The organism is Polyangiaceae bacterium, assembly GCA_016715885.1.
Lineage (GTDB): Bacteria > Myxococcota_A > Polyangia > Polyangiales > Polyangiaceae > Polyangium.
The window spans coordinates 365,594-392,105 of record JADJXL010000018.1; the positions used below are offsets into that span (position 1 = coordinate 365,594).

Genomic DNA, 26,512 nt, shown 5'->3' on the forward strand with positions numbered 1-26,512 from the left:
TGTAGCGCGGGGTTTTAACCCCGCGCGTGCGTGCGGTGACGCACTACGCCTCGAGTTGTGAGATAGTCTCTTTGACCCGCGGTGTGGTCTAACCGCGCCCGAATCTTACGAGTCTGCCTGGCGTTTGGCCGGTGAAACGACCGTGTTCGGCGACGACCGTGCCGCTCACGAGCGTCGCGACGTATCCTTCGGCATGTTGCATGAGGCGCTGGCCACCGGCGGGCAAATCGCGCTTCATGGCTGGATGCAAAAGGCGCAGGTTGTCGAGGTCGATGATGTTGATGTCCGCTTTTTGACCGGGCGCAATCGCGCCGCGGTCGTGCAAACCCAGGTGCCGAGCCGTATCGAATGCCTGCATTTGGATGGCTCGTTCGAGTGATATTCCGCTATCGGCGTGATCGCGCCCCCAATGCGACACCAAAAACGTCGGGAAACTCGCGTCACAAATGGTACCCACATGCGCACCGGCATCTCCGAGGCCCGGCAATGCGAGTGGGTGCATGAGCATGCGACGAACGACGTCGAGGTTCATTTCGGTGTAGTTGTAGAGCGGGAAGTACAAGAGCGCTTGGCCGTCATTTTCGAGCAGCGCGTCGTAGACGACGGCGAGCACGGGTTTTCCGCTGCGAATGGCCTCCCCCGCGAGGCTCGTTTGGACGTTCGGTGCGTAATTGGGCGATTCGCCCAAGCGGAAGAGGCGCATGGCGATGAGGTCGAGGTTTGCCAAGAAAAAGTCCGCGAGCGGGGGCAAGGGGCTACCGTCACCAGCCACTTTATCGCTCTTTTCTGCCAAAATGGTAGCGCGAATGGCGGGATCACGCATTTTCGCGGCGCGCTCGGCGAGCGGAATTTTTGCTATCGACTTGTACGTGGGAAAACCCATGAATGGATTGAACGTCGCGGTCAAGCCGAGCATGACACCAATGGCACGAGGTGCCACTTGGCAGCGGATATCCAATCCTGCTCGAACGGCCGCCTGGGCGCGCTCGAAAATTGATTCCCATTGACGAGCGGCGTGGTCGCGCTGCATCGTCGATACGCTCAAGGGGCGCCCGGCGCTTTGCGCCATTTGCTCGAGCAAGTCGAATTCGTGGGAAAACCGATCCGGGCCTTGCATCATGTCGAAATCGCTGACGGCTTGCAAAACGCCGTGCGAAAGTCCTTCGAAGGCGCGAACGATTCCATTGAGCTCGTTGCCGCGCGCTTCGGATGCGGGCGTGGGTTTGCCCGTAGCGCTGCGATGATTGTCACTGCGGCCCGTGGAAAAACCTGCGGCACCACTTGTGAGCGCATCGCGCAACAGCGCGCGCATGGCCGCGATGTCGTCGTCCGTGGCGGCTTCTTCGGCAACGGCGCGATCTCCCATGACATACACGCGCAGCGCATCGTGCGGCACTTGGCAAATGTAATCGATGGTGCGCGGCGTTTTGGCGAGCACATCCATGTATTCTGAAAAACTTTCCCAACCCCACGTAATTCCTTCGGAAAGAGCCGAACCAGGGATGTCTTCGACGCCTTCCATCAGCGTGATGAGTTTGTCATGGTCTGACGGGCGCACGGGGGCAAACCCCACGCCGCAGTTCCCCATGACGCACGTCGTGACGCCGTGGACGACGGAAGGTTCCAGCAGTGGATCCCAGGAAATTTGGCCATCGTAATGCGTATGGATGTCGGTAAAACCCGGTGCAACGATGGCTCCGCGCGCGTCGAGGACGCGGCGCGCATTTTCAGGGCAAGCACCGACGTCGACGATTTTTCCGTCACGAATACCGATATCACCGCCGAAGCGCGTTTTGCCCGTTCCGTCGCAAATGAGCCCACCAACGATCTTCACGTCGTACATGGCGGCGATCATCGCCGAGACGGGACAGCGTGGCAAGCGCCTATTGCCGGTGGTTCACTGTTTGCGAATCTTGTCGACGAGCTCGGGATCGATGTGTGGGTTGAAACTTCCGCGCTTGATGGTATCGGGGAGTTTGATGACGTAATCGGGATGATCCCACTGGGAGCGGTCGGTCCACTGGCCGGATTTCACACGGAATTTGTCGCCTTCCCATACGCCTTCGAGGTCGTAGGTGTATTCGCGGGAATCTTCGTGCGTGCCGACGAAATCGCGGTCCTCGACGTGTGGGCTGGCGAGGAACAGCCACGTTTGCACGCGGGCGATATTGGGGCTGCCTTCTACACGCGAAACACGGGTCATGACTTTCCACGCCGGTTCGTTCCATACCTCGGGCCCAGGATCTTCGTCGATGATGAACGCGCGCTTTTTGCCAATGAGCTCGGTTTCGACGACTTCGTGGAATAAATTCGGAGCCACATCCGCATATTCGTCGTCCCATTCGCCATTGAAGCGATCGCCGATGATGGTCAATGGGTCGATGTTTTCGTATGTTTTCAAGAGGAGCGCCTTCAAGTCTCCGACGCGGAAAAGGAGCTGCCCGTGGCTCTGCATCCTCGCTGGTTCAGGCTCCATGACGGAAGCAATGGCCCATGCGTCGCAGAGACCAGACCACGAGACGGCGCGCGGATCGTAGAGCGAGCTGCGTTCGTAGGCGGCTGCCGACGTGCGTCGATTGAGTGTGAGGGCAAAGGCGTCGTATTTCTGGAGCGGCGCCAATTCATTCATTTTCCCTTCGAAGAGGGTATCTTGCCAATGCGGATACCACCAAGACGACCAGGGTTTGCGTTTCGCCTCGGCCGAACGTTCACCCGCGGTTATCACGTAGTTCGTTTTGTTCTTGTCATCGACTATCGGATCGTCACCTCCATCCGTTGGACAGTTTTCCCCTCCTGCGTCTGCACACGTGCCATGGACCGACGTAATGGTCGTGGAAGCAATGGGTTCATTGCAGCCGATGGCCACGATCGATGCTACGAAAACGCCAGAGGGAATGGTGTAACGAATCGCCATGAGCGGTCTCCTTGGAATCGGTTTGTCCGGATGCTCAAGGGGATGGTGGGGGGAGGGGGCGACCGCACCCGATTGAGACGCGGTCGCCCCGAAGCGCACGCCTAGCGCTCCTTGCGAGGTTGGACGCTGGCAGGAGCCTTGCCGCCAACCAACGCCTTCGAGCCCTTGATGAGCTCCGGCGAGGCGCACATATTGTATACGTTTCCGGTTTCGACGCGCGTCGCAAGCGCCTTGTTCGACACGAGATCCTGGTCGACTCGGCCCTTGCAGAAGTCGTTCATCGAGCCCTTGTGGGCCATGAGCTCTTGGCACGTCAATGCAAAGCTCTTCGTGTACGTCACTTGCACTTCCTTCAGGCGCGGACACGCCGTCTGGAGGGCATTCATCGGAATCGCGTTCTCTTGCCGAATCACGTAGAACTTGTCCGAAGACAACGACGCGACGAGGCTTCGACGATTGTCGATTTCCATTTTGTCGGATTGATCGGCTTCCCAAATGAATTGGGTATCCTCGCAGGTCAGCCGAATGGCGTTCGGTTGACGCTGCGTCTGGAAAGCAGCCGGATTCTGACACGCCTGGACCATTTGATCCCAGGACAATTGACGCTGTTGGCCTTCCGCACTGGCCACAGAGCCAATCGCCAAGACCCCCACGAATGCGCTGGCCGCGATGAACTTGAGCATGACGATCCTCCTCCACGTTCCAGCGTGAATATCAAACCAAACGAGCGCGCCCCGTCTGGCTCGACCACGCCCGATGACACGATTGCAAGCAGCTTGCCGCGGCGACCAAAACGTCGAGTAGCGGCCAATTCTGAGGCTATTGGCGACGTCGAGCCCCAAAATGAGGGTCGCACCATCCATGGCGGACGTAACCCCGAAGGTACGCCGCGCACATAGACCGGCACGGAATCTCACGCCCGGCCGACAATTGATTCGCACACGCGGTAACGACCCGAAGATCAACGCAAAGACGCAAAGACGGCGGGGCGCAAAGCTGTAGTCCCTGCACTGTCCAAGCGTGGATCGAAATGTCGATGACGATGAGATCCGCGGATGACTCGACACGGGCGCACAACCAACAGACCGCAGACGTGTGACCGTAATGTAAAGTACGATTGACGTGGGGTACGGGCGTAGGCTCCAGCGTCCTGCGCGGACGTAAGTGAATCCGAGCAGAAACTTCGACAACGGCTTGAAGGTGCGCTAATCGGAGCGCCGTGGACACACTACGCGAGATACTCTACCGCCTGCGTGACGTACTTCCGTGGGGCAACATCGAAGCGCTCCTTACGTGGGGTGGCTATCCAGTCCTGATGGCAATCATTTTTGCCGAAACTGGGCTGTTGATCGGCTTTTTCCTGCCCGGCGACTCGCTGCTCGTCACGACGGGCGTGCTCATCAATGCCGAACAAATCAATCCATTCGGAGTGTCCACATTTGCCAATCTCTTGCTGATGAACGTCGTGCTTTCCGTCATGGCCATCATTGGCGATACGGTGGGATATTCGATTGGATACAAGGCAGGCCCGAAAATCTTTACGCGCGAGCAAAGCCTGTTCTTCCGGAAAGATTATCTCGTCGCCACGCAAAAGTTTTACGAAAAGCATGGCGGCAAAACCATCGTTCTTGCGCGCTTCATGCCCTTCGCTCGGACGTTTGCCCCCGTCGTCGCCGGTGTTGGGCAAATGAGTTACAAGAGGTTTCTCTCGTACAACATTTTCGGCGGAATCGGCTGGGTCGCGTCGATGACGTTTCTCGGCTATTACCTCGGCAAAGTGCTCGGGGCGAAGCAAATCGAAAAGGTCGTCATTTTGATCATCGTCATTTCGGTATTGCCGCCCATCATCGGTGCCATTCGCGCCCATCGCGCGGCGAAAAAGAATGACAGCGAAAAGCCGGCGGTTTGAAGGCGGGTCACAAACCGGGAGCAAGCCAGCCATTCGAACTCGGGGGATATGAGCGCTAACTTAACCCGCTTGCACCCCCGCGCGGGGTTTTAGAGGTTGTCTCACAACTCCAGGCGTAGTGTGTCGCCGCACGCCCGCGCGGGGTTTCAACCCCGCGCGTGCAAGCGGTACGCTGCCACCGGCCGAGTTTTGAGACAGCTTCTTTAACCCGGGGCGCCCGGGGGCCCCGCTTCAGTTCGTGATGGCTTTGAGGTCCAGCATTTCTTCGACGCTGGGCACGACGATCAAGTCACAACGACGGTTCTTCTGTCGACCTTCGTCGGTGTCGTTCGGAGCGATCGGATCGGTGTCGCCAAACCCAGCAGCACTCCAGCGCTCGATGGGCAGTTGCCCGCCCTTCTCACTCACGAGGAAGAGAAGCACTTCGCGCGCACGCATGAGGGACAAACCCCAGTTGTCGCGGAAAATGCCGCCTGCAAGAGGCTTCGAGTCCGTGTGTCCGGCGACTTGGTAGTCGCGTCCCTTGAGCGACGCGTCCGCGTTGATGATCCCTGCAACCTTCGTGAGGATCTCCTGGCCCTCTTTCTTGAGCGTTTCACGGCCCGAGTCGAAGAGCACGTCGCCGGGGAGCGAAATGACCATGCGGTTCTTGCGAATGTTCACCGCCAAACCCAGCTTGGTGAGCTCGTCGAGCTTCTTGCGAAGCATTTCGAATCGAGCCTTGATCTGCTCGAGCTGCTTGGCGCGCGCCTTGTACTCGGCCAGCGCCTTCTCACGCTCTTCGAGCGTCGAGCTGAGTGACGACACGCGAGTCGCTGCGTTCTGCAGATCCTCGTTCAGCTTCTTCATGTCGAAGCCCGCGGCCTCGAGCTTCTTCCTCAGCTCTTCGGCCCTCGCCTGCTCGCCACGAAGCTCCTCTTCGAGCGCCGCTTGCCGCGCCTTCGCCTTCGAGGCTTCGTCGTTCTTCTCGGCCAAAAGCTTATTGTACTTGTCGAGCTGCGCCTGCCACTCCTCTTCGGAGTAGCCGCACCCGAGCACGATCGTGGCTGCAAGGGTGCATGCGGCCAATGTTCGCAACTGCATGACGATCTCCCAATGCAACCGCGCGAGTCGCTCGCCAGGCTGCTTTTCCGCAAACTAGCGAGGTCGCGCGCGACGGGAAAGATCAAATCGAATTTCTTGCGCACCGAGCTCGCGTGCCGATCTCGGTTCGGAGGTCGAGACACGCTGGTGGACACGTGAAATCGTGCCTGGATGTGGGGCTTTTTGCTCGCCTATTGCCAAACGCCCGTCGGCTTTCGTTGCGAGCACCACCTAGAGCTCGGTCGCGCGTCGACGGTGGTCGGGGACGAGCTTTCCGTGAGGCAAGGGAACCGTCACGGACAGCGTGCATCGCCGAGGACGGCGAACAGGACGAATACAAACGAGCAGTGTACGAGACGAACCCGTACGAGACGAACCTGCGACGTACTAGAAAGACAAACGCGAGGGGGTAGGTCGTTTTCCGATGATCCCAGGGAACAAGCTCTAGCGGAACACCATCACGTTCCGATGGTCGACCTCGTGCACACAGGGGAGATCGTGCGCAGTTGTCGAGATCGCACGGCTCTTTGCGGTTCGTCGCGGAGAGCAGGTGAGAGGACGCAGACGAACGCGTTTGTCTCGGGTCGCCGCGTGCTCGGCTCACTACGTCGAAAGGTGTGCAATGCGCTCGATTCGTCAAAATTCGCTATTCATGGCCGTTGGGCTGATGCCGCTGTGGGCCGTCGAAGCACGCGCTGCGGCGCCTCCAGCGGTTGCCGAATCGTTCGCGGATGTGCTGCGACAAACGGCAGCCGTCATCGAAGGCGACGTGCAAGACGTGAGCTTCCGGTACGACGATCGCGAAGGTCCTCGCACGGTGGCCACGATGGCCAACATCGTGGTGCACATCGGTTCGCTCGGATCGTCGCCGCCACGAACGCTCGAGCTGCGGTCCTTCGGCGGGTTTCTCCCGGACGGTCGCGAAGTGATCGCGATGCACGTGCCAGCATTCACCCCCGGCAAACGCCACGTGGTCTTCTTGCGCAACACGGATTGGTTCCTTTCTCCTGTTGCGTTTGGTTTCGTGTTTCGTGTCGAGCAACAGGGATCGAGGGCCCCGATCGTGGATCCCTTCGGGCGGCTCGTCGTGGGCGTGGGCATGTCCGGGCCCATCGCTGGAGCGCCATTCTGGGCTCGATCCGACGGGGGACTCGCACCATCCATATCGCCCCGCATGGCGCGCGCCCTGACCGAAGACGCCGTGGATCGGGCGCTCGATGCGATGGGCTTTGCGGACCACGTGCGCGCCTTCGCTGCAGCAACGGACACGTGGCCACGCGGCACGTTCTCGATGGTCCCGGTCAACTCGAGTCGATCGTGGCGGTTCGTCGAGACAACCCCGCATGTCGCCGACGAGCTGGAACCGTCGAGTCACCCGCTACCGAACGATGAAGAGCTTCTTGCCTGCTTTGGTCCCGTCGAAGAAGCACGAGATACGACGCCGCTTGGCGGAGAGGTGTGCGACGCGGGAGGTGCACCGTGATCTCACGCCTGAAATCGATCGGCGTGGGGCTCGCATGTGTGCTCTTTGCGCGTGAAGCCGCGGCCTACAGGTACTTGACGTGCAACGGCAATCCCGTGCGCTGGCCGGCCCCGTTCGGCATGGTGCAGAACTCGTGCAGCATGCCTGCGGGCACCGACGTGGCGAAGGCATACGCGGCCGTCGTCGGGCAGTGGCGAGGCGTCGGCGGGATGCTCGACATGGTCTACCACTACGGATCGTGGCCACCGTCGCGATGCTGGGTCGACGTCGTCGACGAATGGAACGACGTGGCGCTCGTCGACACGGCAAGCATCGATGGAGCCCTTGGTGAAACCGTGATCGTGCGCAAGTGCGACCGAATCATCGAAGCCAACGTGCTCGTGGCGAATCTGTCGACGCAAGGTTTTGCCAATCCAGATGAAGCGTTTGCCGCAGGCACGTGCCCGTACGACATGAAGCGCACGGGTCAAGCGGCGCTGCTGCACGAGTTCGGTCACGCGCACGGTTTGGCCATCACGTACGCCGGTGGCCCGGACAATCATCCGCTCGGTTTTACAGTCATGCGGCCCACTCCACCCGTACCGCTCGGCGGCGGCGGCCCCGAGCACGTGCACTCGCAACCAATGCCCGATGACGCAGCGTGCGGACGTTTCCTTTACCCATCGGGCAAGGCCGAGACAAACCTCCTCGCGTCCGCGCAGCGTTTGTCAAAAGGAACCATACGCAACAACACCGCATGGCAAACGATCCAGCGATGCCGCGGTGACACGTTTTCCTTTTACTTCACGACGGCGAACACCGGCACGACGACGGCTACGACCGATCAACGGTTTTACCTGGCCAAAGCTCCCAATGCTCACACGTGGAGCGGCGTGACGCTCGGCACCTGGTTTGGCGCAACGGTGAATGCCCAAGGGGCCGTTCACGTGAACGTCACGACCACCATTCCATGCGGCACGCCCAAGGGACTGTACTGGATCTACCACGAAGCGGATTCGGGCGAATCGCTGACGGAAGCATCGGAGAGCGACAACGTCGTGCACAACTCGCTCACCGTCAACGTGCTCGATTGCGGGTGTTGAAACGAATGGGGTTTGGGGCGAAGGGCGCCGACGGCGACCCGAAGCCCCAGATGTTCGAACTGGGGGGACGATGCGGAAGGACAAACTCGGCTTTCGCGAGTGGCTTGCCGCTGCGGTCATCGCATCGATGGCCGCGGGTTGCTCGATGAACGACGTGAGCGATTTGTTTGGGTTCAAAAGATCTACCGTCGTGATGGACGAGCTCGTGATCACGACAGCCGACGGGCAAACGTATCGCGGATCAGCCGCGACCATCGAGCTCGTCGCGCCGCTGCCGAACGGTCCCATGGCCAAGGCATCGGTTGCTCTGTCCACGGCCGATCGCTACGGATTCGGCCTCAGCTTGGCGTTCGACCTGCCTCCATCGGCGCTTCTCGATACGACGGTTTCGGTGCCGCTTTTCGATGGTCCGGGCAGCGGCACGCTCGCGCTGCTCTCGAGCACGAGCGCCGAGATCATCAGCCCAGGGAAGGTCTCGCTGTCCATGATGCGCGGCACGCTCGCAGGGTCTTTCCAGACCGATCATCCGATGCTTCCTGCGGGCAAGATCGAAGGGCGATACGACGTCGACTGTTTGGTGCCACCAGACATGCTCGGGCAGCAGCCGGCGGGCGAAGTGTCCCAAGGGACGTGGATCTTGGTGGAAGACGAAGAATATCGTTCGCTATTTTGCCAGACGTTCACGGGACTCTAGCTCGGGCGGCTTCTGCTTTGGCACGACGCTCGTGCCGAACGTCATCCGCAAAAGCGTGCCATGAACGATCGTCGACAACCGCGCCGCAACCGCGTGTTCATCGTCGTCTCGAGTCACGTACACGAACGCGAAACATCGGCGCGCCCATCCACCGAATGCGAGCACCGTGCCTTCGATTCGAGGCGTTTCCCCGCGCTCGCGCACGTACACGTCGACGATCGTGTCGTGGCCCGGAGGCACGTCGATGCGCTTCTGTTCGACGAAGACATCTCCCATGCGTTCAGGAAGCGTTCGGTAAAGGCGCGCTCGGTCTTCACAAGCGCCCCGGCTCATCATTTCATATTCGCGCCACACGCGTACGAGGAGCGTCGACGAAGCGGATGCGTGCGTCGCGACGAGCCACCGGTCCGTGTGATCGTCGATGCGAAACGAAGCGCCATCAGGTAGCGGCAGAGAAAAGTTGAAGCGCGTCGATGCGTAGGTTTGAAATGACGAACCCAGACCGACCGCATCGATGGTCGGTGATTCGGTCGCTCTGGGTGTCGCAGTGCGAGGCGTCGTTTCAAGCGGCCGCGGCGGAGCCTTTGCGGGCTCGCATGCGACCAGGGTGGTGCAAACGAGCGCGACCACCGCAGATGGGATGGTCGCGCGAGGTGGCGCCGAAGGTGCAGGCGTCACGCGCGGCTAGGGAGCGACACGTGCGAGAGCCACTCGGGATGCGAGTCGTCGGAGCCCCTCACGATGTCGAAGTACCGCGCCTGCAGCTTGCGCGTGATCGGCCCGACGACCCCATCACCGATGGGTCGATCATCGACCTCGCGGATCGGCGTGACCTCGGCCGCCGTTCCCGTGAAAAACGCCTCGTCGGCCAAGTAAAGCTGGTCGCGCGAGATCATCTCTTCGGACGTCGGGATGCCTTCTTCGCGCGCGAGCGTGAGGATCGTGTCGCGCGTGATGCCTTCGAGGATCGACGCGGACGGAGGCGGCGTCAGCAGTCGACCTCTGCGGACGATGAAGATGTTTTCGCCGGTTCCTTCGCCGACGTAACCGTTGGGATCGAGCAGCACGGCTTCGTTGTAGCCGGCGACCTTGGCTTCGCGTTTGGCGAGGGACGAGTTGGTGTACTGGCCCATCATCTTCGCCTTGGCGAGGCCGACGTTGATGTGGTGCCTGGCAAATGAAGAAATCTTCACGCGGATGCCGTTCTCGGTCGCACCTTTGCCAAGGTACGCGCCCCAGTGCCACGCGATGATCGCCGTGCGTACGGGGTTGTCGTGGGCATACACGCCCATGGGACCTTCACCCATGTAGATGAGCGGCCGGATGTAGCCATCCGTCATATCGTTTGCACGCATAATATCTTTGCATGCGTTTATCACCTGCTCTTTGGTGAACGTCGGCTTGATGGCGATGAGCCTGCACGTGTCGTAGAGGCGATCGATGTGTTCGGTGAGTCGGAAGATCGCCGTTTGTCCGTCCGCTCGGCGATAGCCACGAATGCCTTCGAACGCTCCGAGTCCGTAGTGCAGCGAGTGCGTGAGGATGTGGACGTTCGCTTTTTCCCAGTCGACGAACTCTCCGTCCATCCAGATCTTCTTCAACTTGTCGACCATCGCGCGCTCCTTGGCTTGTTCGTCCGTCGCAGGATCAATGCCGGTTCACCACTCGCCACCGATGCGGCGAAGCTTTGAGCACAAGGAACTAGCCCGAACCGGTCATCGTGCCAAGAGCGCCAGTACCACACCTGGGCCACCTTCGTCTTCGGGCGCGGATGCGAACGCTGCGATGTGATGAGCAACGGGTCCCTGGCTCAACCAAGCCGCAATTTCCCCGCGCAAAACGCCAATTCCGCGAGGCGAATGGTTCCCACGGCCGACGATGAGCGCAATCACTCGATCCCCGTCGCTGCGTCGTTTGCGTACGAACGATTCCACTTGGCGCCGCGCTTCACCAGCCGTCATTCCATGCAAGTCGAGACGTCCATCGACGGTATACGCGCCGCGTCGTAGTCGCCGAACTTCACGAGGGTCGACGTCGATGCGCCGCCCCTCGATACGTTCACCATCGTCGACGACTTCGAAGCGCGCACCATCGGCAACGAGCATCTGCAGCGCCGTGCGAGCGTCTGCATCTGGGTCCGTGGCGGGGACAATTTTTCGAGGTTCGATTTTTTCGGAAGAGACTGGAACACGCGTAGCTCGCTGCCCGTCGAGGGAACGAACCCCAGCCATGAAGATGGCAAATGTCTCGGCCTCCGTCGTGCCAACCATGGAGGCTTCCTCCGGCGGGCTCGCGGGCGGCTTCTCGGGGACCTTGGTGGGAGCCTTTTCGCTGCGCGCCTTTTTCGCGGCAAGCGCTGCGAAGGGGCGGAAGAACGGGCTATCCGCCGACGTCGGATTCGCCTTTTTCTTCTTGGTCTCCGTCCGCTGCGTACGCGGCTTGGTCCCCATGGGACAGAACTTCACCCGAGAGGGCGCGTAGTGCAAACCGTACCGACTGTATTCCTGCGAGCTGACCATCCTCGAAGTGCCAATCGGGATCAGCGAGATCCGGAAAATCATGCGGATTCCGAATGTCTTCCGCAGTCAGGTTCGGCTTCAGCCGCCGCGCGAGCTCGACGACCTTGCGATGCTGATTTTCCTCCATCGCATCGATGAGCGCGAAGATGCGATCGAAAAGCTCTCGATCATCCATGTGCCAAGCCTACTTGCGAGCGACGAGGGCGGGGAGGTTTGTCAAAACGATTTGACGCCCAGGCGGGCAAGCGCGCGCTCGAGCGTCACGATGGAGAGCGCATTCGTGATCATGCCGTCGTCGAGCGCTCGGCGCACGGCTCTCGCATCGAGCAGGACGGGCTCGATGTACTCGTCTTCGTCTGGAGCAGGCGGGCCGGAGGCTTCGACGCCGCGAGCGAGGAAGATGTGACACCGATTGTTCTGCATCGCGGTGTTCGGATGGACCGCGCCGAGCGACTGGATTTCGCGCAGCGAATACCCGGTCTCTTCACGAAGCTCACGGCGCGCGGCAAGCTGCGGCGTTTCGCCTTCGTCGACGAAGCCTCCCGCCGTTTCGAGCGTGACTTCGCTGATGCCGTGTCGATGCTGCCGCACGAGGACGAAGCGGTTGTCGGTGGTCACCGCAGCGATCGACACCCAATCGAGCATCGCGAGCGTGATGTACACGCGCGGCCCTTCGGAACCCTCGATTTCGTGACGAACGATGTCGAAGATGCCGTGTCGACCCACGATCGCCGCCGAGAGCCGTTGGACAGGGGGAAGGGGCATGAGAGACGCAATAGCACGCACCCCAAAGTGAGGCACCGCGGTGTGGCATTAGCTGCCGCTGCGACGAGCGCGTGCTGCGAGCGCGGCGAGTGCGCGCGAGCGCGCTGCAGCATCTTCGACGGGACAGAACATCGCAAGCGTGTCTTCGAGAGCGGGCAGCGCACGGGACAAGTCGGCCTCGCTCATGCATCGAGGGTCGACGCCCATGCGGCTGAGCGTTCTCGCCAGTGACTCGCGAGCAGGGTCGGCTTCGAGGCCCATGGCCGCGGCAACCGCGATGAACAATGCACTGAAGTGGTTCGCAGGCGACTTGACGTCCTCCTTCGATCGCTTCGATGCGTTCGACGAAGCCGAGCGTTGATTTGCAGTCACGACGTTTGCGGTCCGGTCGTGGACCGACGTGCGATTGATGGCGGATTTGTTCGAGTTCTGCGCATCGACATGCGGCAAGTCCGCGTATTTTTGACGAAGCAGGTTGCGAATTTTCGCGCGTACGATGTCCAGGGCAACGGTTTTACGGAGAAAATCATCGACGCCGGCAGCGGTGGCGTTGCGTTGATCTTCGGGATTTTCGCTGGCCGTGAGCATGAGGGTCGGGGTCGATTCTCGGCCTGGGGTTTGCCGGATCATGCGCACGGTTTCGATGCCGTCGACATGGGGCATTTGCAGGTCGAGGATCACGCAATCAATCGTTTGAGCTGCAAGCATATCGAGAGCTTCGTGGCCCGATCGAGCCAGCACGACGTCATGGCCATCTTCACGAAGGCTGCGCGCGAGGTGAGCGAGGAACGTAGGGGAGTCATCGACTGCGAGAATTCGTCGACTTCCCACGATCGACGGAGGAGGCGGTGCGCTGTTGCGGGTGCGACGACAAAGTTCGCGCAGGCGGCCAATGAAATAGGCAATGTTGTAGGGTTTGCCGACGTATTCGTCAGCTCCCATGGTCAAACCACGAACCCGATCACGGACATCGGCTTCCGAGGACAACACGATGACGGGCAGCGATGACGAATGAGGGTTTGCCCGTACTCGCTGAAGGATTTCCACTCCGTCGCCATCGGGCAGCATGATGTCGAGCACCAGGGCAGAGAAATTTCGATTGTCGAGCAGCTCCACGGCGGCGCGTCTGGTGTCACATACCGTAACGTCGAATCCTGCGGCGTTCAGTGCCCCTCGCAGATCCATACGTACGGTCAAACTGTCATCGACGACGAGGACGTGCGGTTTCATAGAGATTCCCTCCAGCAGCGTCGTCTCTGGATGGCTACGTCATACGGGCGCGCCACCTCTCGCCGATTCAATATACCCAACAAATTTTCCGTTCGGTAACGTAATTGTGTGCATTGACGCTCGTTTGACGTGAAAAATACACTCATTGACGCGTGTATTCCGACCCTGCCAACACGAATGACCAGTTGCAGTGGGCAGTTTTTCGACTGCCAATTGAATGGCGGTTGCAGGGCTACGTGCACAAAAGTTGCACCTGGGACGGTCGTCAAACATTTGACGCTGCCGAGTGCATTGGGCAAGGATCGCGGGCCTCGCAGCGGCTACAGCGCAGAAAGTCAGGAATTTGGTCGTAGCCATTCCATGTCGCACCGATCGAGTCCTTCGCGATAACCATTGGTTATGCGTTTTACGGTGCGAAACCCGAATTTTTCGTAAAACCCTTCGGTCAGGTGGCTGGTATTCAGTTGCACGGCAGCGACTTCGGGCATTTCGGCGACCCATGCGAGCCGCTCGCGCGTGAGAATGCGCCCAATGCCGCTTCGATGAAGCGCTCGGTGGATCATTCCCCAGGTCAAATCGGCGGCGCGAGGGTCCGTGCGCGACGCTGCAATGCCTCCGCAACCGACGATGCGGCCCGTGTCATCGATGACGACGCCGTAACGACCTGGCAAGCGATCGAGAAAGTTGCAGAAATCTTCGCGTTCCGATTCCGAAAAGAACTCCGGAACGTTGCTGTCGAATACATCGAGGCATCCGGTGCGGTGCTCCGGAGCATATTCGACGAACCTCAGATTCATCGTTCGCGACGTAGTTTCCATATGTGCTCCGCGGGGTATCGCCGGGCCCATTCGAGCGGCGCGTAACCCTCGTACGTGGTGGTCGCCCCTTCCTTCGGGCGAATTTCCACGAGGTCGTCGATCATCAAACCGGATTGCCGGAAAAGGCGAATCCATTCTCCGTAGGTGAGCTGGAAAGTGGTTTGTCCGGCTTCATCCGTCCACAAGGGCATGTCGAAATAATCGACGACGAGCTGGTCGCCGACCTTTTCCGTTTTTCGATCCGTGGCCGCATCGAGCCACGGCGTGGCCACGTTGAATGCAAAAAGGCCTCCCGGACGCAAGATGCGCGCTGCTTCGGGCACGGTTTTTCGCGGATTCGCAAACGTCATCGCGCCGTGATCGCAAAAAACGATATCGAAGCTTGCATCTGCAAATGGCGTCCGTTCCGCATTGCCTTCCACGAGCGTCACGGAAACTCCTTCGGCCGCCACGATTTCTCGTGCATGCCGCAGTTGTTCCGATGACAGATCGAGCCCCGTCACACGCGCACCTCGACGCGCAAGTGCCACGGACCATTGCGCCCCGCCACATCCGAATTCGAGGACGTCTTTGCCCGCAACATCACCCAATATACAAAGCTCACGTTCCGGAACGGCCCATACGCCCCACGTCGGATCGACTGTGCCCAGCGACGAGACATGCATCCGCTGATATTCGGAGCTTATCTGATTCCAATACGCCCGGTTTTTTTCGACAAGGTCAGCCATATCAACCTCCGTTATTCTGCGAGGACGTCGACGTACCGTAACGGAATCACTTTGTCGAGAGATTTTTTGCGAAAATCGTGCGCAGCAAAGTGCAAATCACGCGCGTCCGGATCGAAGCTCGGCGAGTCGCATCGTGAATTCGCATAAGGGCGACTCGGCACGCGACATGCACACGCGCCCGCGCATGAGTCAACCTTTGTCGTCCGCGCAGCATTCTGAAATTGTGTCGTCACGTCGCGATACTTTCCTGGCCGCGGCGTTCACGGCAGTTGGAATCATCTCCATCATTGCAGCTCGCGGGGGAATCGAGCACATGATTGCAGGATCGGTGGGCTCGATAGGTGCCGGCTGCATTGCCGTGGGCCTCGTGCTGCTCGATCCGCGTCTGTCCTACGCCGAGCGCACGCTTGCCAGTTTGCCCATCATTTGCATGCTCGCAGGGGTGGGTTTGGCCATCAAGGACAACGCATTGGCATTCGCGGGGTATCCGCTGCTGCTCCTCGGCGTGGGAGGGCTCGTTCCTGCATCGATACGGTCGCGAAAAACCAATGCGGTAAAACTGCCGGCGAGAGAAGAATCCGTTCGCACGAATTCGATGGCATCGGCCGTGATGTCGAATTGATCACGCAAGGACCGCTTGCGATGTGGTGTTTGCCCCCATCGCTTCCCCCGCCACCGTAAATAGCTTCATCTCGTCGCCAATTCCCTTGAGCGAGGCTTTCCCAACCTCTTCCACGACGAACGCATCGCGCACGCGTTTCGCCACCTCTTCACTCACGAGCAGCGGTGGTTTCGGCGCCTTGGCGTGGCTCTCGATGCGCGCCGCGATGTTGACGTTGTGCCCAATCACCGTGAATTCAAGGCGCTCGGCGCTGCCCAAATACCCCGCCACGACTTCACCCGCGTGAATGCCGATACCCGATTTCAATTCGATGCCGTCGGCGCGCAAGCGCTCGTTGTACGCCGATAACCGCTTCTGCATTTCGAGCGCCGCGCGTACCGCCGAAGTCGCCGAATCCCCTTTGCCGTCCGTCAAGCCAAACACGGCGAGCACGGCGTCCCCGATGAACTTGTCGACCATGCCCCCATTCGCGCGAATCGCACCCACCATTTCCGTAAAATACCCATTCAAGACGTCGATGAGCCGCTCTGGAGGCAACGATTCGCTGAGCGGCGTGAAGTCGCGCAAATCGCTGAATAGGATCACGACATCGCGCTTTTTCCCCCCAAGCTCGGCCTGCAAGCCTTCCCGCGCATACTTTTCAATGAACTCGGTCGCAACCTCCGGCGAGACGAACCGCCCAAACGCATCCCGAATTCGCTCGCGCAAGAGCAGCCCGCTTGCCATGTCGTTGATGCCCGCAGCCACGAGCGATAGTTCGTCCGGGCGGCACGTGGATACGCCAGGCTCGAAGTTTCCTTCGCCCACCTTGCGCACGGCATCGAGCAATTTTTCGGAATCCTGCCGCAAACTGCGACCAAACGCATACGCCGTGGCGAGCGCCGCTGCGGTAAAACCTGCTGCAAGAATGCCAGCTTCGTACACGTATCGCTTTTCGCCATGGAGCTCGTCCACCATGCGACGCAACGTCAAGAGCAGCACGAACGCCGGCGCGATGGTGAATACGACGTACCCTTCGACGAGCCTTCGCCCAAGCCTTTCATGGAGCTTGGAAGCGATCGTGCCCGGTGCGTTCGGCAAAACGCGCTCGAAAAGCAGATACTCGAGCTGCGCCACGATGCCTCCACCAAGTACCCAATAACCAATCGCGAACTTGAAATGACTCCCAAACGGAAACGTTGGATGAAGTCCGGCGTGGAGCGCGATGCCGGCTGCGCCCGTCAAAAACCACGTGGCCACGGAAAGCAAATACGCCCTGCGCGCCGGCGCGACGGTACCTTCCACGTTCGTCACGTGCAGCATGACTTCGCGTAGCATCATGTGCAGCACGCAGAGCGAAAGGACCGAACGCGCGAGCTCCTCGAAAGACAAACTGCAAATGTGAACACATACGAGCCGCGCGTAGACGAACGTGAACAAGGACACGAGCAACGTCGCGACATGCAAACGCAGACGCGCTCGCGTGGGCAATTGGGCGCTGATGGGTATGGCCATGATGTTCTGCGAGTGGAGTGGGGGCGGCGAGCTTATCGTATCCATGACCCGCAAGGCGTGCGCCTTTGCGCAAGGCATGCGTGGCGAGCCTGCGGCTGCGCGAGAAATGCCGCAATTGTTGCGACGGCAAACATCTTGCTGTGCCCATGAACATGGCCCACTTTGCAATGCCGCTCTCGCTCTACATGAGCGAAACCATCGTTACGATGCCCGAAACCGCGACGCTCGGCGAGGTCGACGCGACGCTCAATCGCTTCGCCATATCGTGCGTACCCGTCGTCGACGACGCGGGAAATTGCACGGGCGTCTTGTCTCGCACGGATCTACTGCGCATCGGACGCGTGGAGGCGAAGCGTGGTGCGCGAACGGGCGCGCTGCTTCATTTGCCCGAGCTTCGCGCTGGAGACGTGGTCAAGTCGAATCCCGTGACGGTTCTTCCGGACGCACCCGTCTCGGATGCCGCAAAGCTCCTCGTCAAACACCACATACATCGCGTCTTCGTGCGAGATGCAGCGTCGCGGGACGATACGCGTCCGAATCTCACCGGTGTTTTCAGCACCAAGGAAGTGCTGGCAGCCATTCGTGACAAGCGCGTAAATTTGCCGATCAGCGAGTTCATGGCGCACCCGGTGTTCACGATCGAGCACACGGCGACCGTGTCGACGGCTACGGATCGTTTGCGAAATGCGCACGTGAGCGGGCTCGTGGTGGTCGACGAAGACGAATCGCCCATCGGCGTGTTCACGCAGGTCGAGGCGCTCGAAGCTCGAGAATTGCCGCCCGAAACGCACGTCGAGGATGTCATGAACTACGCGATGTTGTGTCTCGACGTGCGCACGCCGCTTTTTCGAGCAGCAGGACAGGCGCTGGCAACGCGCGCTCGTCGCGTGCTCGCCGTGCACGATCGCAAAGTACGCGGAATCCTCACGGGAATCGACTTCGCGCGCGCCGCGAATCATTGAGCACGAGCGTTACTTCTTGCAGTTGTCGTAACGCTCTTTCTCGGTCTTGCAGGCGGTATCGAAGTCGTTCCCCGACTTGCAGAACGCCGTGTCGTATTCGCAGGCTTTGAGGTCGTCGTAGAAGTCCAAGCAGCCTTTGCCGTCGGCTTCGCGCTCGTCCTTGGTGCCGTTGAAATAACAGTCATCGAGTGTCGAGGGGCTGCATCCTTCGCACTCGCATTTCAAGTCGCACACGGCTTCCGCGTTGCTGCGACACGCGGGCAATGCGAGCGATGCGAGGCCGATGGTCGTGATGAAGCGAAGAAGGGGAGAGGCAAGTCGAGCTTTCATGCCCCGAGCTTATCACGCTTCTTTGCGACCACGAGCGCCCCCGTTTCGTGTATGCTCGTACGCTGACTGGCTTGGATTGGTCAGAGCGAGGTGAAACGATGAGACGCTGGAAGGAATGGGCGCAGTGGGGCGCTGCGCTTGGCATGGCTCTCGTGGCGTTTGCTTGTGGGAGCGGTGGAAATACTGCGGGAACGACGGGCAGCGCGGGTGGCCAAGGCGGTGATGGCGGAATGGCTCAAGCGAGCAGCGCGTCGGCTACATCGAGCGGCATGGTGAGCTCGTCTTCGTCGTCTGCATCGGTTGGTGCAGGTGGATTTGGCGGCGCACCCGTGGCATTCGTGTGCGATCCTCCCGCTGATCCGGGCAGCATTTACGAATTCTCTGCGAAGTCGTACGACATCAATGACATCGAACCCGTATCGATGTGCAAATATCGCGGCAAGGTGGCGCTGATCGTCAATACCGCAGCGATATGAGGCTACACGCCGCAATATGCGGGCCTCCAGGTCTTGGAGGATACGTTCGGTAGTCAGGGTTTTGCAGTGCTCGGATTTCTCAGCAACGATTTCGGCAATCAAGGAGGTTCGGAGGGACAAATCGACGGCTGCGTCGACAAGTACATGCTCACGTTCAAGCAATTTGCCATGGGGCACGTGCGCGACGTCGACGGCGCGGGTCCGGAAGAGCCACAACCCGTTTGGAAGTGGCTGCTTTCTCAGCCGGATCCAGGTCCCGCCGTGGGCCTCGAACCCACGTGGAACTTCCACAAGTACCTCATTTCACGCGATGGCAAACTCGTGAAACATTGGGCGTCGGGCACGTACCCCGGCGACGATCCCAACAATGCGAACGATAGCTTCGACACGAGCGAGATCGTGCAAGCCATCAAGGCGGAATTGGCCAAGTAACTCCACCTGGCCCACGATTGCTCAAGGCGCCACTTCTTCCACTTCGAGAAGCCCCGTGATGCCGTCGAAGCCCGTCTGGCAATCACAGTTGTTGCTCGATTGTACGCTCACCGTGATATCGACGTCGCCGGTAAACGGTCCCGATTGCGTCCCGCCACAATAGGCCGTGAGCGTCGTTGCGCGCGAGTTATCGACGACGCCCGTCGTCGCGTCCATGATGACTTTTCCAGGATCCGTACACGTTTTCCCGTCGAACAGCACCGTCCACCGACAGGCGCAGGCTCCGCCATTACCGAATACCCGAAACCCGTCGAAGTACGTCAGCCGCAAGATCGACGCGTCGTCCACCTTGGTAAACGAAAGCATTCGGTCGGGAACGACCCCTGTATCGATGTCTTGGTTCGACGAGAAGAACGCCCGGTGCAGCGTCCGTTTACCGGGGTCGCCGGACGGACCGGGCTCCCCCGGAGGACCTTGTTCACCGCGCGGCCCGACATCACCCTTGGGACCGGGTTGTCCTTCACAACCTATGAACGTAGCGAGAAGAATGAAGACGAGAGACGTTGTTCGATGGTGCATGGCCCATCAAAGCAAAGTTCGTCCAGGGATGGAAGGGAAAACGATGGGATGTCGGGGCGTTTTTCGCCCCAACATCATGCCATTTCAGTTCGCGCCGCCGATGTCACAGGCAAAGAGAACGTCGAGCTTCGCTTTGTCGTCGTTTTGCACGACCGAGCATGTCTCGGGGCACAGGTAAACCTGCTTCAGCGCGACGTCGACATAGAATGAATCCGCGGCGCAGGATGCTGCGTCGGCAACTTTCTTCAAACCCGTGGGCGTGCCCGCGCCACCGGGCGTGTATTGCACTTCGACGGTGTTGAGGTCGACCGTTTGCCCCATGGGAGCTGCGGGAACCGGGAAGTCGCAAGCAACCTTCGATCCCGCAATGACGCCTTGAGCGATCGCTTGGAACACCACGTCGTACGATGTCGTATCGCAGAGCGGGAATCGCAATGCGTTCGTAAGGATGCTCAGGCCTTGATAGCCGGTGCCCGAGTCGACAGCGGCCGGGCAAATCGCCGTCGTAATCGGATCCATGGGTCCGTAGGGCTGCGTTGGTGGATTGTTGAACGTCATGCCCACGATGCTGTAGAACGCGTAATTCCGTGATTCCTTCGTGCCGAAGTGGGTGGGCGACAGCTTCAGCAGCTCCGTGTCGAACTTGTCCGCGAGCGCGATGCCACCCGCCACGGTGTCTTGATCGTTGAAATTGATGCCCGTCGCCGTGTTGCACGAGATGTTGTCATCCGTGAGCTCGATGAACGCCTTGAATGCATCCGGCCTGAGCCATTCTTGGAGGCCCATGGGGGCTTTTCCATTCAAGTCGGGCGCCGAGAATGCGTTCATGAAGATGCAGAGCGAATTCGTGCTCGCGACTTCGACGTTGTAATGGAAGAATTTCGGTGGATTGTCCACGGGCTGTGCGGGCGGGGTCGCGCACCCACCGGCGGGAATACCCGAAAGCGGCGCTTCGACGCAGATGCTTTCGTCCGGATTGGCTTTTCCATGCCGGGCAACGAGAATCACTCGATAGTCGATTCCGCTGTTTTCGATGATCGTCGCGAAGTTTTGATTGATGTTCTTCTCTACACCGATGATCTCGTCAGTCATGCTGCCCGAGTTGTCGATGATGATGATGATGTCGACGGGCTTCTTGGCGAGCGTCGCTTCTGCGCTTTGCGCTGCACATGCGCTGTCGGGATCCAACCCGCCGTCATTGCCGCCCGTGCCGGGAATGAAGCCTCCGCCATCACCACCGGTACCATTGCCTCCTTGAGCGGTACTGTTACCGCTGCCTCCCTGAGCACTGCCATTGCCCTCGCCACCCGCTCCACCAGCGTTGGTGCTGGTATTGTTGCTCGGCGTTCCCGAACAACCCACGGCTGCCGCCGTCCCAGCTATCGACAGTGCCGCAAACACACCAAGAAAGTTTTTCAGCCTGCTCCTCATGTGGCTCCTCCGGACATGAAGGATCGGTCAAAAGGAGGCGTGTTGCAACAAGGACCAGAGCGGCGTGCGCTTATCTTTTCAAGTTACGTTCAGCGCCAAGCGCACATTTTCTGCGCGCCGATGAACAATCCTCGCCGACCTTCGTCCACCTTCGCCGCCAGAACCGACCCCCTGCATGGGGTTTCGGCGGCACCGCAGATCTGGTATTGCACATTGGACATCCGGGCGCGCATCGCCCCGAATGCCTTTGGATCCCGTTGGAGGAGACATGCGTACACGACGCCGTGGACTTTTCGGTAGAGCAGCGGCTTGGGCAACCCTCACCACCCTCGGCCCCCTGCTCGGAGCTTGCGCAAGCGCCCCGCCTTCTCCAACCAATGCCAACACCGCATCGCCCGCACCTGGCCCGGACAAACCTGCAACGGCCGAGGCGCCTCGCCCGGCGCCGCTCGAACCCACCAGCGCATCCGTTCCCACACGCAACCTGCTCGCATCCTTGCGCGAAGCGCCGCTCGCCACGAGCCCCACGGATTCCAGCATCAAAGGTGACCTCGCATCGCTGCCCGAAGGTGGCAAAGGCGATGTGCGGGAAAACTATCGCGCAGTCGCACCAGCGACGGTGATCATTCGAACGCCGACGGGCCTCGGTACCGGCGTCATCATCAATCACACCGGCTGGATCCTCACGAACAACCACGTCATCGAAGGCGGCGAACGCGAAGACTTCCGCATCAAGGTGTCGGTCGAGATGGGCAAACTCGACAAGTCCGGCGCCATGGAACGCTCGAACAAGCTCATCACGGCCTACGTGCACAAGGCCGATCCGGTGCGAGACCTCGCGATCATCAAGCTCGAAGGCACGCACAAAGACCTGCCGTTCATTCGTCCCGCGCCCGAAGATCCCGCTCCTGGTGAACCCGTTGCAAGTCTTGGTCATGCAGGTTCGGGGTTGGTCTGGGCCATCAAGGATGGCGAAGTCGCCGCCGTGGGCAAACTCTCGACGCATCTGTCGCAGCTCGTGGGACTCGAGTGCAGCACGAGCGAAGACAGCGCCGACAGCATGTGCAAGCGCAAGAAGCAGATGTTCGAGGGCCTCAAGAAGGTGCTCGACCATGACAAACCTCTGCAAGTCGTGCAGTCGACGTGTCCGAATTGGCCTGGAGACAGCGGCGGCCCGCTCGTGAATCGAGCCAACGCGCTCGTGGGGCTCAACAGCTTTGGTTACGGCAACCAAGAAAATCGATCGACCTTCCACGTACACATTTTCCGAAATCCGCGCATTTTTAGCGGAAATTCCCACGCAACCGGCCGACATCGTTCCCGATCCGTGGTTCGACGGCGGCGAAAACGCGACGATCGAAGACGCCGATCTCGACGGCCACTACGACGTGCTCCGCACCGAAGGCCGCGAAGGCATGGCGCGCTTTTTCGATCTCGATCAAAACTCGCTCGCGACCGCAACGGGCAAACCCGACGTCGCCACGCTCTATGGCAAACGATCGTTTGACGCCGAAGTAATTTTCTTGGCGCTGAACAATGCGAGCTACGCGTGGTACGACACCGACGACGATGGTCGATACGACGTGATGCTGCACGACGAAGGCAGCACGGGCCGCATGAGCCGCGGATATCGCGTCGGGAAAAACGGCAGACTCGGACGCGACGATTCGCTCGGCTCGGGTACGCCCATGATTCGCCCCGACCTCATGCCGAAGAAGCCCCACAGCGAATCTCTCGCCAGGCTCGGTTCCGTCACGCTGGGCAGCTCGATGGTCGCTTTGCGCGAACCGCTCGAGCAAAACCTTCCGGATCCGCTCCTCGGCGGCGGTCGAGACGTCGAGCTATCGGATTTCGATCGCGACGGGCAAATGGACACGATGGCCACGCGATCGGTGTACAGCCGCGGGTACGTTTTCGACGTCGATCAATTGTCGCTCGGTACGGTCACGAAAAACGATGCTGCAAGGGCGCTGCTCGAAGCCAAATCGGTCGACGCCGAGGCGACGATCATCACGCAGGGTCAAAAGCTCTGGGTTTATTACGATCGCGACGACGATGGGGCATTCGACCTCGTCACGTATACGCCGCGCAGCTTGTCGGGCGTCGCTTTCGAGGCATGGCGCATCGACAAATCTGGGGCGAAGTCGCCCGCACCGGAACATATCGGACGCAAAATCATGCGCCCGAAGCTGCTCGAAAAAGCACCCAATGCTGCCAAGCTCGCTCGTTTCGCCATTCGCGCGTTATCGACGACCGCCATTGCCCTCGACGACACGCTCGGCTCGTTCCCCGATCCGCTCGCGGATGGCGGCATTTATTTCAGCTATGGCGATCCGAAACGCTGGAGCAATGCGTTTGGAAATAAGACCGGCTGGGACAAGGCCATCATCGTTACCGCAAGCCTGACTTCGAGCGCGCTCGTGGTCGACGTGGACAAGGATTCCAAGGCGGGCAATCTGACGGCCACGCAGCTTGCAACGAGCGGCAAGTTCAAGCCCGAATTCGGGTTCATGCATCGCGACAGCGCGGAATGGACCTATTACGACACGGATCAAGACGGCAAGTACGACTTGGTCCTGTTCACGTCGAAAGCAACCTCCGGAATTGCGGAACGAGCCTATCGGATCGACGCGAGTGGCAAGGTGTCGCTCGATCCGTCGCTCGAAGGTGGCAAAATGGTACGCCATTCGGTGTTCACCAAGAAGCCCACGGCAAACCAATTCAAAAAGCTTGCTTCGGAGCTGTTCCAGGCTCGCGCGATCGAGGAGTGATGGTCACGAGCAGAAGGGGCGACTGATATGAGCGGCGCTTCGGAATCGTCGGGACAAACGACGTTGCCGTCGGGGTTTACCATAACATGGGCCGCCGATGGCAAACGGCCCGACGGAACTTCCGTATGGCTCGACCGGAGCGTCGCACCCGGTCACGATTCCCTTTCTTTGCTCGTCTTTCGCGCATCCGGGCCCTTTGCAGATCTCACGCTCCCGGCAGAATCCACCACGATTGCATTGCGATCGTTTCCGGCGCTCGACGAAATCTGGGCGCTTTATTTGCTCGCACGCAAGCAGCGAGGGCAGGACGTTCCCGCAGCGTGGGAAGCGATGTGTCGTTATGCGGGTGATGTTCGGCAGGGACTATGGCCCGATCGCGTTGCTCCGGAGCATGCGGTGCAAGCCGTCTATTTGGCGCTTGCGCAGCACCATTTGCTGAACGATCCGCCGAAGCGCGACGAATTCATCAGCGAAGCGCTCGCGTTTTGCTGCATCGTCGGGGACAAACTCGCCAAAGGTGCCCGTCTCTACGACGACGATCTCGTCAAAGGCGAAGCGCGTCTCGAACGTTACGTGGCGCTCTTGGCGCAGGATCGATTGCTTTACGACGAAGACCTCGGGCGAGCGAAGAAGTTTTTCGCGGAGCTTGGTGGAGACATGACGCCCGCGGGTGTGACACGGAGTTTGCCGCTGCTCGCGATTACGAGGCCCATATCGACGCAATTCAAGCTTTGGGCGCGAACGGATTCGGCCGCACCGGGTGGTCGCGGGTATCCTCTTTTGCTCATCGCGCACGACCAAAAAATGATCGTGCTCAGCGCCGATCCTGCGAGCCGTGCCAAGATTGGTGGTTTGGCGAAAGCGCTCAGCGACCGGGAAAAACAGAAACGTTCTGGGCAAGAATTGCCATGGTACGATGGGAAAGACCATGGCGGAACGCTGGTCGCGGCTCCGCGTGAAGGCACGCTGCTATCGATCGACGAAGTGATCGAGTGTTTGAGCAAAGATTTACGTCTCAGGCCCATCCGGCAAGGTGGATCTCGTGGAAAAACCATCGCCATCGCCGCCGCGTCGGCGGCGTTGCTTGCAGGCGCTGTAATTTTTGGGCTTTCGCTGCAGAAAACAACGCCGACGAAGGTCGCATCCACGGTGCAGACGTCGACTGAATTGGCGGAAGTCGACGAAGGTGAAGGTCTTGCGGCGGCGAGTGGTGACAAACCTCGTGGAAGCAAGGGCGATCCTCTTTCACCTGCTGAAGTCATCAATCTCATCGAAAAAACGGACGGGCCTCGTTCCATCGTTCCGTATGCGCTCATTGCGGGCGTGTGCGGGTACGAAGGCGACCACAAGCTTCATGCGCCGTGTCGCGACGCGCGCGCGATGCGCGATTTGCTGATTCAAAAATACGGATACAAGCGTGAAAACATCGTGTATCTCGTGGACAAACCCGAGCCAGGCGACACGTCCGATGGGAATCCCACGGCCGAACAGCTCAAATTGGCCGTCGAAAAGTTCCGCGCGAAATTCGGCGATAAGGACGATAGCTCATTTCTCTTTTATTATTCGGGGCACGGGGGATACATCAAGGGTGCGCGACAGGATTACGGAGTCCTTCAGCCGTCGGAATTTTTCGACAAACGCGCGGACCTGCCAAACTCGCACAAGGGTTGGGACATGCAGGACCTTTTGGGCGACATACGCAAAGGGGTGCCTTCGAAACACGTGATGCTCTTGCTCGATTGTTGTTACAGCGGGTGGGCCGTTGGGGCCAAAGGCGACGACGAGCTTGAAGCGCATGTCGGATCGTTATGGAAAGAGCGCGCGGAGGTCGTATTGACCGCGGCAAGCAAAGGGCAACGCGCGTGGGAGGACGATCCGGAGGAGCGCGCGTGGGCGTGGGGAGGGCATTCCGTGATGACGGCGTTCATTCTCGAGGCGCTCACGTTGGGCGCCGAGGGGACGGCTGCAGCGGACGCGAATACGGATCATGTCGTGACGGACGAGGAATTGGCCAAGTTCATCAAGGAACGGGTTCCGGCGTCCGTGAAGGCGCAAAAGAACACGAAGCAAACGCCCACGCTTTTCCGCTTCGATGCGTCCCTGCCGAAGCGCGGGCAGTTCTTGTTCATCCCACGTTCCGAATAGCGCTCGTCAGGCTGGATGCGTCGCAGCATGCAGCACTCTTGCCCG

Annotated in this window: 26 protein-coding genes and 1 pseudogene; 11 read left to right on the top strand and 16 right to left on the bottom strand. The window is 59.9% G+C overall.

Going from position 1 to position 26,512, the window contains the following annotated elements:
• Window positions 1-88: 88 nt before the first annotated feature.
• The 3 genes from IPM54_22620 to IPM54_22630 form a co-directional block, all read right to left on the bottom strand.
• Window positions 89-1,843, bottom strand: a complete 1,755-nt coding sequence (locus IPM54_22620; GenBank protein MBK9262585.1) for an amidohydrolase family protein — start codon at window positions 1,841-1,843, stop codon at window positions 89-91.
• Window positions 1,844-1,897: 54 nt separating this feature from the next.
• On the bottom strand, window positions 1,898-2,914 hold the full coding sequence (locus IPM54_22625; GenBank protein MBK9262586.1) for a hypothetical protein: 1,017 nt from the start codon (window positions 2,912-2,914) through the stop codon (window positions 1,898-1,900).
• A gap of 101 nt (window positions 2,915-3,015) precedes the next feature.
• Window positions 3,016-3,597 carry a hypothetical protein gene (locus IPM54_22630; GenBank protein MBK9262587.1) on the bottom strand — a complete coding sequence of 194 codons (582 nt, stop codon included), beginning with the start codon at window positions 3,595-3,597 and terminating at the stop codon, window positions 3,016-3,018.
• Window positions 3,598-4,133: 536 nt separating this feature from the next.
• Between IPM54_22630 and IPM54_22635 the strand changes: the two genes are divergently transcribed.
• Window positions 4,134-4,823, top strand: a complete 690-nt coding sequence (locus IPM54_22635; protein MBK9262588.1) for a VTT domain-containing protein — start codon at window positions 4,134-4,136, stop codon at window positions 4,821-4,823.
• Window positions 4,824-5,054: 231 nt separating this feature from the next.
• On the opposite strand, the gene IPM54_22640 is transcribed toward IPM54_22635, so the two are convergent.
• Window positions 5,055-5,906 (bottom strand): OmpA family protein, encoded by an 852-nt coding sequence (locus IPM54_22640; protein MBK9262589.1) that lies wholly within the window; start codon window positions 5,904-5,906, stop codon window positions 5,055-5,057.
• Window positions 5,907-6,528: 622 nt separating this feature from the next.
• Between IPM54_22640 and IPM54_22645 the strand changes: the two genes are divergently transcribed.
• The 3 genes from IPM54_22645 to IPM54_22655 all read left to right on the top strand — a co-directional run bounded on the left by IPM54_22645 (window position 6,529) and on the right by IPM54_22655 (window position 9,165).
• Window positions 6,529-7,389: a hypothetical protein gene (locus IPM54_22645; GenBank protein ID MBK9262590.1), complete on the top strand. Its 861-nt coding sequence runs from the start codon at window positions 6,529-6,531 to the stop codon at window positions 7,387-7,389.
• On the top strand, window positions 7,386-8,471 hold the full coding sequence (locus IPM54_22650; GenBank protein MBK9262591.1) for a hypothetical protein: 1,086 nt from the start codon (window positions 7,386-7,388) through the stop codon (window positions 8,469-8,471). Before IPM54_22645 ends, IPM54_22650 begins: the two co-directional genes overlap by 4 nt.
• A gap of 70 nt (window positions 8,472-8,541) precedes the next feature.
• Window positions 8,542-9,165 carry a hypothetical protein gene (locus tag IPM54_22655; GenBank protein ID MBK9262592.1) on the top strand — a complete coding sequence of 208 codons (624 nt, stop codon included), beginning with the start codon at window positions 8,542-8,544 and terminating at the stop codon, window positions 9,163-9,165.
• Here IPM54_22655 and IPM54_22660 read toward each other — a convergent pair.
• The 8 genes from IPM54_22660 to IPM54_22695 form a co-directional block, all read right to left on the bottom strand.
• Window positions 9,136-9,843, bottom strand: a complete 708-nt coding sequence (locus tag IPM54_22660) for a hypothetical protein (GenBank protein MBK9262593.1) — start codon at window positions 9,841-9,843, stop codon at window positions 9,136-9,138. The genes IPM54_22655 and IPM54_22660 overlap by 30 nt on opposite strands.
• Window positions 9,840-10,778 carry a branched-chain amino acid transaminase gene (locus IPM54_22665; protein MBK9262594.1) on the bottom strand — a complete coding sequence of 313 codons (939 nt, stop codon included), beginning with the start codon at window positions 10,776-10,778 and terminating at the stop codon, window positions 9,840-9,842. The genes IPM54_22660 and IPM54_22665 overlap by 4 nt, the downstream gene beginning before the upstream one ends.
• Window positions 10,779-10,880: 102 nt before the next feature.
• Window positions 10,881-11,615 carry a Smr/MutS family protein gene (locus IPM54_22670; GenBank protein MBK9262595.1) on the bottom strand — a complete coding sequence of 245 codons (735 nt, stop codon included), beginning with the start codon at window positions 11,613-11,615 and terminating at the stop codon, window positions 10,881-10,883.
• Window positions 11,545-11,811 carry a hypothetical protein gene (locus IPM54_22675; GenBank protein ID MBK9262596.1) on the bottom strand — a complete coding sequence of 89 codons (267 nt, stop codon included), beginning with the start codon at window positions 11,809-11,811 and terminating at the stop codon, window positions 11,545-11,547. The genes IPM54_22670 and IPM54_22675 overlap by 71 nt, the downstream gene beginning before the upstream one ends.
• 89 nt (window positions 11,812-11,900) lie before the next feature.
• Entirely contained in the window at window positions 11,901-12,449 is a 549-nt protein-coding gene (locus IPM54_22680; protein MBK9262597.1) for an NUDIX hydrolase, read from the bottom strand.
• A 48-nt stretch (window positions 12,450-12,497) separates the two neighbouring features.
• Complete coding sequence (locus IPM54_22685; protein ID MBK9262598.1) at window positions 12,498-13,679, bottom strand: response regulator; 1,182 nt, start codon at window positions 13,677-13,679, stop codon at window positions 12,498-12,500.
• Between the two features lie 335 nt (window positions 13,680-14,014).
• Window positions 14,015-14,476 carry a GNAT family N-acetyltransferase gene (locus IPM54_22690; protein ID MBK9262599.1) on the bottom strand — a complete coding sequence of 154 codons (462 nt, stop codon included), beginning with the start codon at window positions 14,474-14,476 and terminating at the stop codon, window positions 14,015-14,017.
• Window positions 14,473-15,225 (bottom strand): methyltransferase domain-containing protein, encoded by a 753-nt coding sequence (locus IPM54_22695; GenBank protein ID MBK9262600.1) that lies wholly within the window; start codon window positions 15,223-15,225, stop codon window positions 14,473-14,475. The genes IPM54_22690 and IPM54_22695 overlap by 4 nt, the downstream gene beginning before the upstream one ends.
• Window positions 15,226-15,358: 133 nt before the next feature.
• On the opposite strand from IPM54_22695, the gene IPM54_22700 reads away from it, so the two are divergent.
• Window positions 15,359-15,847, top strand: coding sequence for a hypothetical protein (locus tag IPM54_22700; protein MBK9262601.1), 489 nt, complete (start codon window positions 15,359-15,361; stop codon window positions 15,845-15,847).
• On the opposite strand, the gene IPM54_22705 is transcribed toward IPM54_22700, so the two are convergent.
• Window positions 15,848-17,419, bottom strand: coding sequence for an adenylate/guanylate cyclase domain-containing protein (locus IPM54_22705; GenBank protein MBK9262602.1), 1,572 nt, complete (start codon window positions 17,417-17,419; stop codon window positions 15,848-15,850).
• Window positions 17,420-17,526: 107 nt separating this feature from the next.
• On the opposite strand from IPM54_22705, the gene IPM54_22710 reads away from it, so the two are divergent.
• On the top strand, window positions 17,527-18,303 hold the full coding sequence (locus IPM54_22710; protein ID MBK9262603.1) for a CBS domain-containing protein: 777 nt from the start codon (window positions 17,527-17,529) through the stop codon (window positions 18,301-18,303).
• Between the two features lie 9 nt (window positions 18,304-18,312).
• Here IPM54_22710 and IPM54_22715 read toward each other — a convergent pair whose 3' ends face one another.
• The gene (locus tag IPM54_22715) at window positions 18,313-18,633 is read right to left on the bottom strand and encodes a hypothetical protein (GenBank protein ID MBK9262604.1); all 321 of its coding nucleotides are present in this window, start codon (window positions 18,631-18,633) and stop codon (window positions 18,313-18,315) included.
• A 98-nt stretch (window positions 18,634-18,731) separates the two neighbouring features.
• On the opposite strand from IPM54_22715, the gene IPM54_22720 reads away from it, so the two are divergent.
• On the top strand, window positions 18,732-19,109 hold the full coding sequence (locus IPM54_22720) for a hypothetical protein (protein ID MBK9262605.1): 378 nt from the start codon (window positions 18,732-18,734) through the stop codon (window positions 19,107-19,109).
• 33 nt (window positions 19,110-19,142) lie between these two features.
• The gene (locus IPM54_22725; protein MBK9262606.1) at window positions 19,143-19,541 is read left to right on the top strand and encodes a hypothetical protein; all 399 of its coding nucleotides are present in this window, start codon (window positions 19,143-19,145) and stop codon (window positions 19,539-19,541) included.
• A gap of 432 nt (window positions 19,542-19,973) precedes the next feature.
• Here the strand turns inward: IPM54_22725 and IPM54_22730 are convergent.
• Window positions 19,974-20,060: pseudogene (locus IPM54_22730) on the bottom strand (collagen-like protein).
• A gap of 144 nt (window positions 20,061-20,204) precedes the next feature.
• The gene (locus tag IPM54_22735) at window positions 20,205-21,551 is read right to left on the bottom strand and encodes a hypothetical protein (GenBank protein MBK9262607.1); all 1,347 of its coding nucleotides are present in this window, start codon (window positions 21,549-21,551) and stop codon (window positions 20,205-20,207) included.
• 268 nt (window positions 21,552-21,819) lie between these two features.
• Between IPM54_22735 and IPM54_22740 the strand changes: the two genes are divergently transcribed.
• From IPM54_22740 to IPM54_22750, 3 genes are read left to right on the top strand one after another with little or no spacing between them, the layout of a single operon-like run.
• Window positions 21,820-23,058 (top strand): trypsin-like peptidase domain-containing protein, encoded by a 1,239-nt coding sequence (locus IPM54_22740; protein MBK9262608.1) that lies wholly within the window; start codon window positions 21,820-21,822, stop codon window positions 23,056-23,058.
• The gene (locus IPM54_22745; GenBank protein MBK9262609.1) at window positions 22,967-24,322 is read left to right on the top strand and encodes a hypothetical protein; all 1,356 of its coding nucleotides are present in this window, start codon (window positions 22,967-22,969) and stop codon (window positions 24,320-24,322) included. Before IPM54_22740 ends, IPM54_22745 begins: the two co-directional genes overlap by 92 nt.
• Window positions 24,323-24,349: 27 nt before the next feature.
• On the top strand, window positions 24,350-26,467 hold the full coding sequence (locus IPM54_22750; protein ID MBK9262610.1) for a caspase family protein: 2,118 nt from the start codon (window positions 24,350-24,352) through the stop codon (window positions 26,465-26,467).
• The last annotated feature ends 45 nt before the right edge of the window (window positions 26,468-26,512 follow it).

Bases quoted from the DNA above. Each gene is read 5' to 3' on its own strand.
- IPM54_22620 (MBK9262585.1), bottom strand. From the start codon at position 1,843: ATGTACGACGTGAAGATCGTTGGTGGGCTCATTTGCGACGGAACGGGC.
- IPM54_22625 (MBK9262586.1), bottom strand. From the start codon at position 2,914: ATGGCGATTCGTTACACCATTCCCTCTGGCGTTTTCGTAGCATCGATC.
- IPM54_22630 (MBK9262587.1), bottom strand. From the start codon at position 3,597: ATGCTCAAGTTCATCGCGGCCAGCGCATTCGTGGGGGTCTTGGCGATT.
- IPM54_22640 (MBK9262589.1), bottom strand. From the start codon at position 5,906: ATGCAGTTGCGAACATTGGCCGCATGCACCCTTGCAGCCACGATCGTG.
- IPM54_22645 (MBK9262590.1), top strand. From the start codon at position 6,529: ATGCGCTCGATTCGTCAAAATTCGCTATTCATGGCCGTTGGGCTGATG.
- IPM54_22655 (MBK9262592.1), top strand. From the start codon at position 8,542: ATGCGGAAGGACAAACTCGGCTTTCGCGAGTGGCTTGCCGCTGCGGTC.
- IPM54_22665 (MBK9262594.1), bottom strand. From the start codon at position 10,778: ATGGTCGACAAGTTGAAGAAGATCTGGATGGACGGAGAGTTCGTCGAC.
- IPM54_22670 (MBK9262595.1), bottom strand. From the start codon at position 11,615: ATGGGGACCAAGCCGCGTACGCAGCGGACGGAGACCAAGAAGAAAAAG.
- IPM54_22675 (MBK9262596.1), bottom strand. From the start codon at position 11,811: ATGGAGGAAAATCAGCATCGCAAGGTCGTCGAGCTCGCGCGGCGGCTG.
- IPM54_22680 (MBK9262597.1), bottom strand. From the start codon at position 12,449: ATGCCCCTTCCCCCTGTCCAACGGCTCTCGGCGGCGATCGTGGGTCGA.
- IPM54_22685 (MBK9262598.1), bottom strand. From the start codon at position 13,679: ATGAAACCGCACGTCCTCGTCGTCGATGACAGTTTGACCGTACGTATG.
- IPM54_22690 (MBK9262599.1), bottom strand. From the start codon at position 14,476: ATGAATCTGAGGTTCGTCGAATATGCTCCGGAGCACCGCACCGGATGC.
- IPM54_22695 (MBK9262600.1), bottom strand. From the start codon at position 15,225: ATGGCTGACCTTGTCGAAAAAAACCGGGCGTATTGGAATCAGATAAGC.
- IPM54_22705 (MBK9262602.1), bottom strand. From the start codon at position 17,419: ATGCCTTGCGCAAAGGCGCACGCCTTGCGGGTCATGGATACGATAAGC.
- IPM54_22710 (MBK9262603.1), top strand. From the start codon at position 17,527: ATGAGCGAAACCATCGTTACGATGCCCGAAACCGCGACGCTCGGCGAG.
- IPM54_22715 (MBK9262604.1), bottom strand. From the start codon at position 18,633: ATGAAAGCTCGACTTGCCTCTCCCCTTCTTCGCTTCATCACGACCATC.
- IPM54_22720 (MBK9262605.1), top strand. From the start codon at position 18,732: ATGAGACGCTGGAAGGAATGGGCGCAGTGGGGCGCTGCGCTTGGCATG.
- IPM54_22735 (MBK9262607.1), bottom strand. From the start codon at position 21,551: ATGAGGAGCAGGCTGAAAAACTTTCTTGGTGTGTTTGCGGCACTGTCG.
- IPM54_22740 (MBK9262608.1), top strand. From the start codon at position 21,820: ATGCGTACACGACGCCGTGGACTTTTCGGTAGAGCAGCGGCTTGGGCA.
- IPM54_22745 (MBK9262609.1), top strand. From the start codon at position 22,967: ATGGCGCGCTTTTTCGATCTCGATCAAAACTCGCTCGCGACCGCAACG.
- IPM54_22750 (MBK9262610.1), top strand. From the start codon at position 24,350: ATGAGCGGCGCTTCGGAATCGTCGGGACAAACGACGTTGCCGTCGGGG.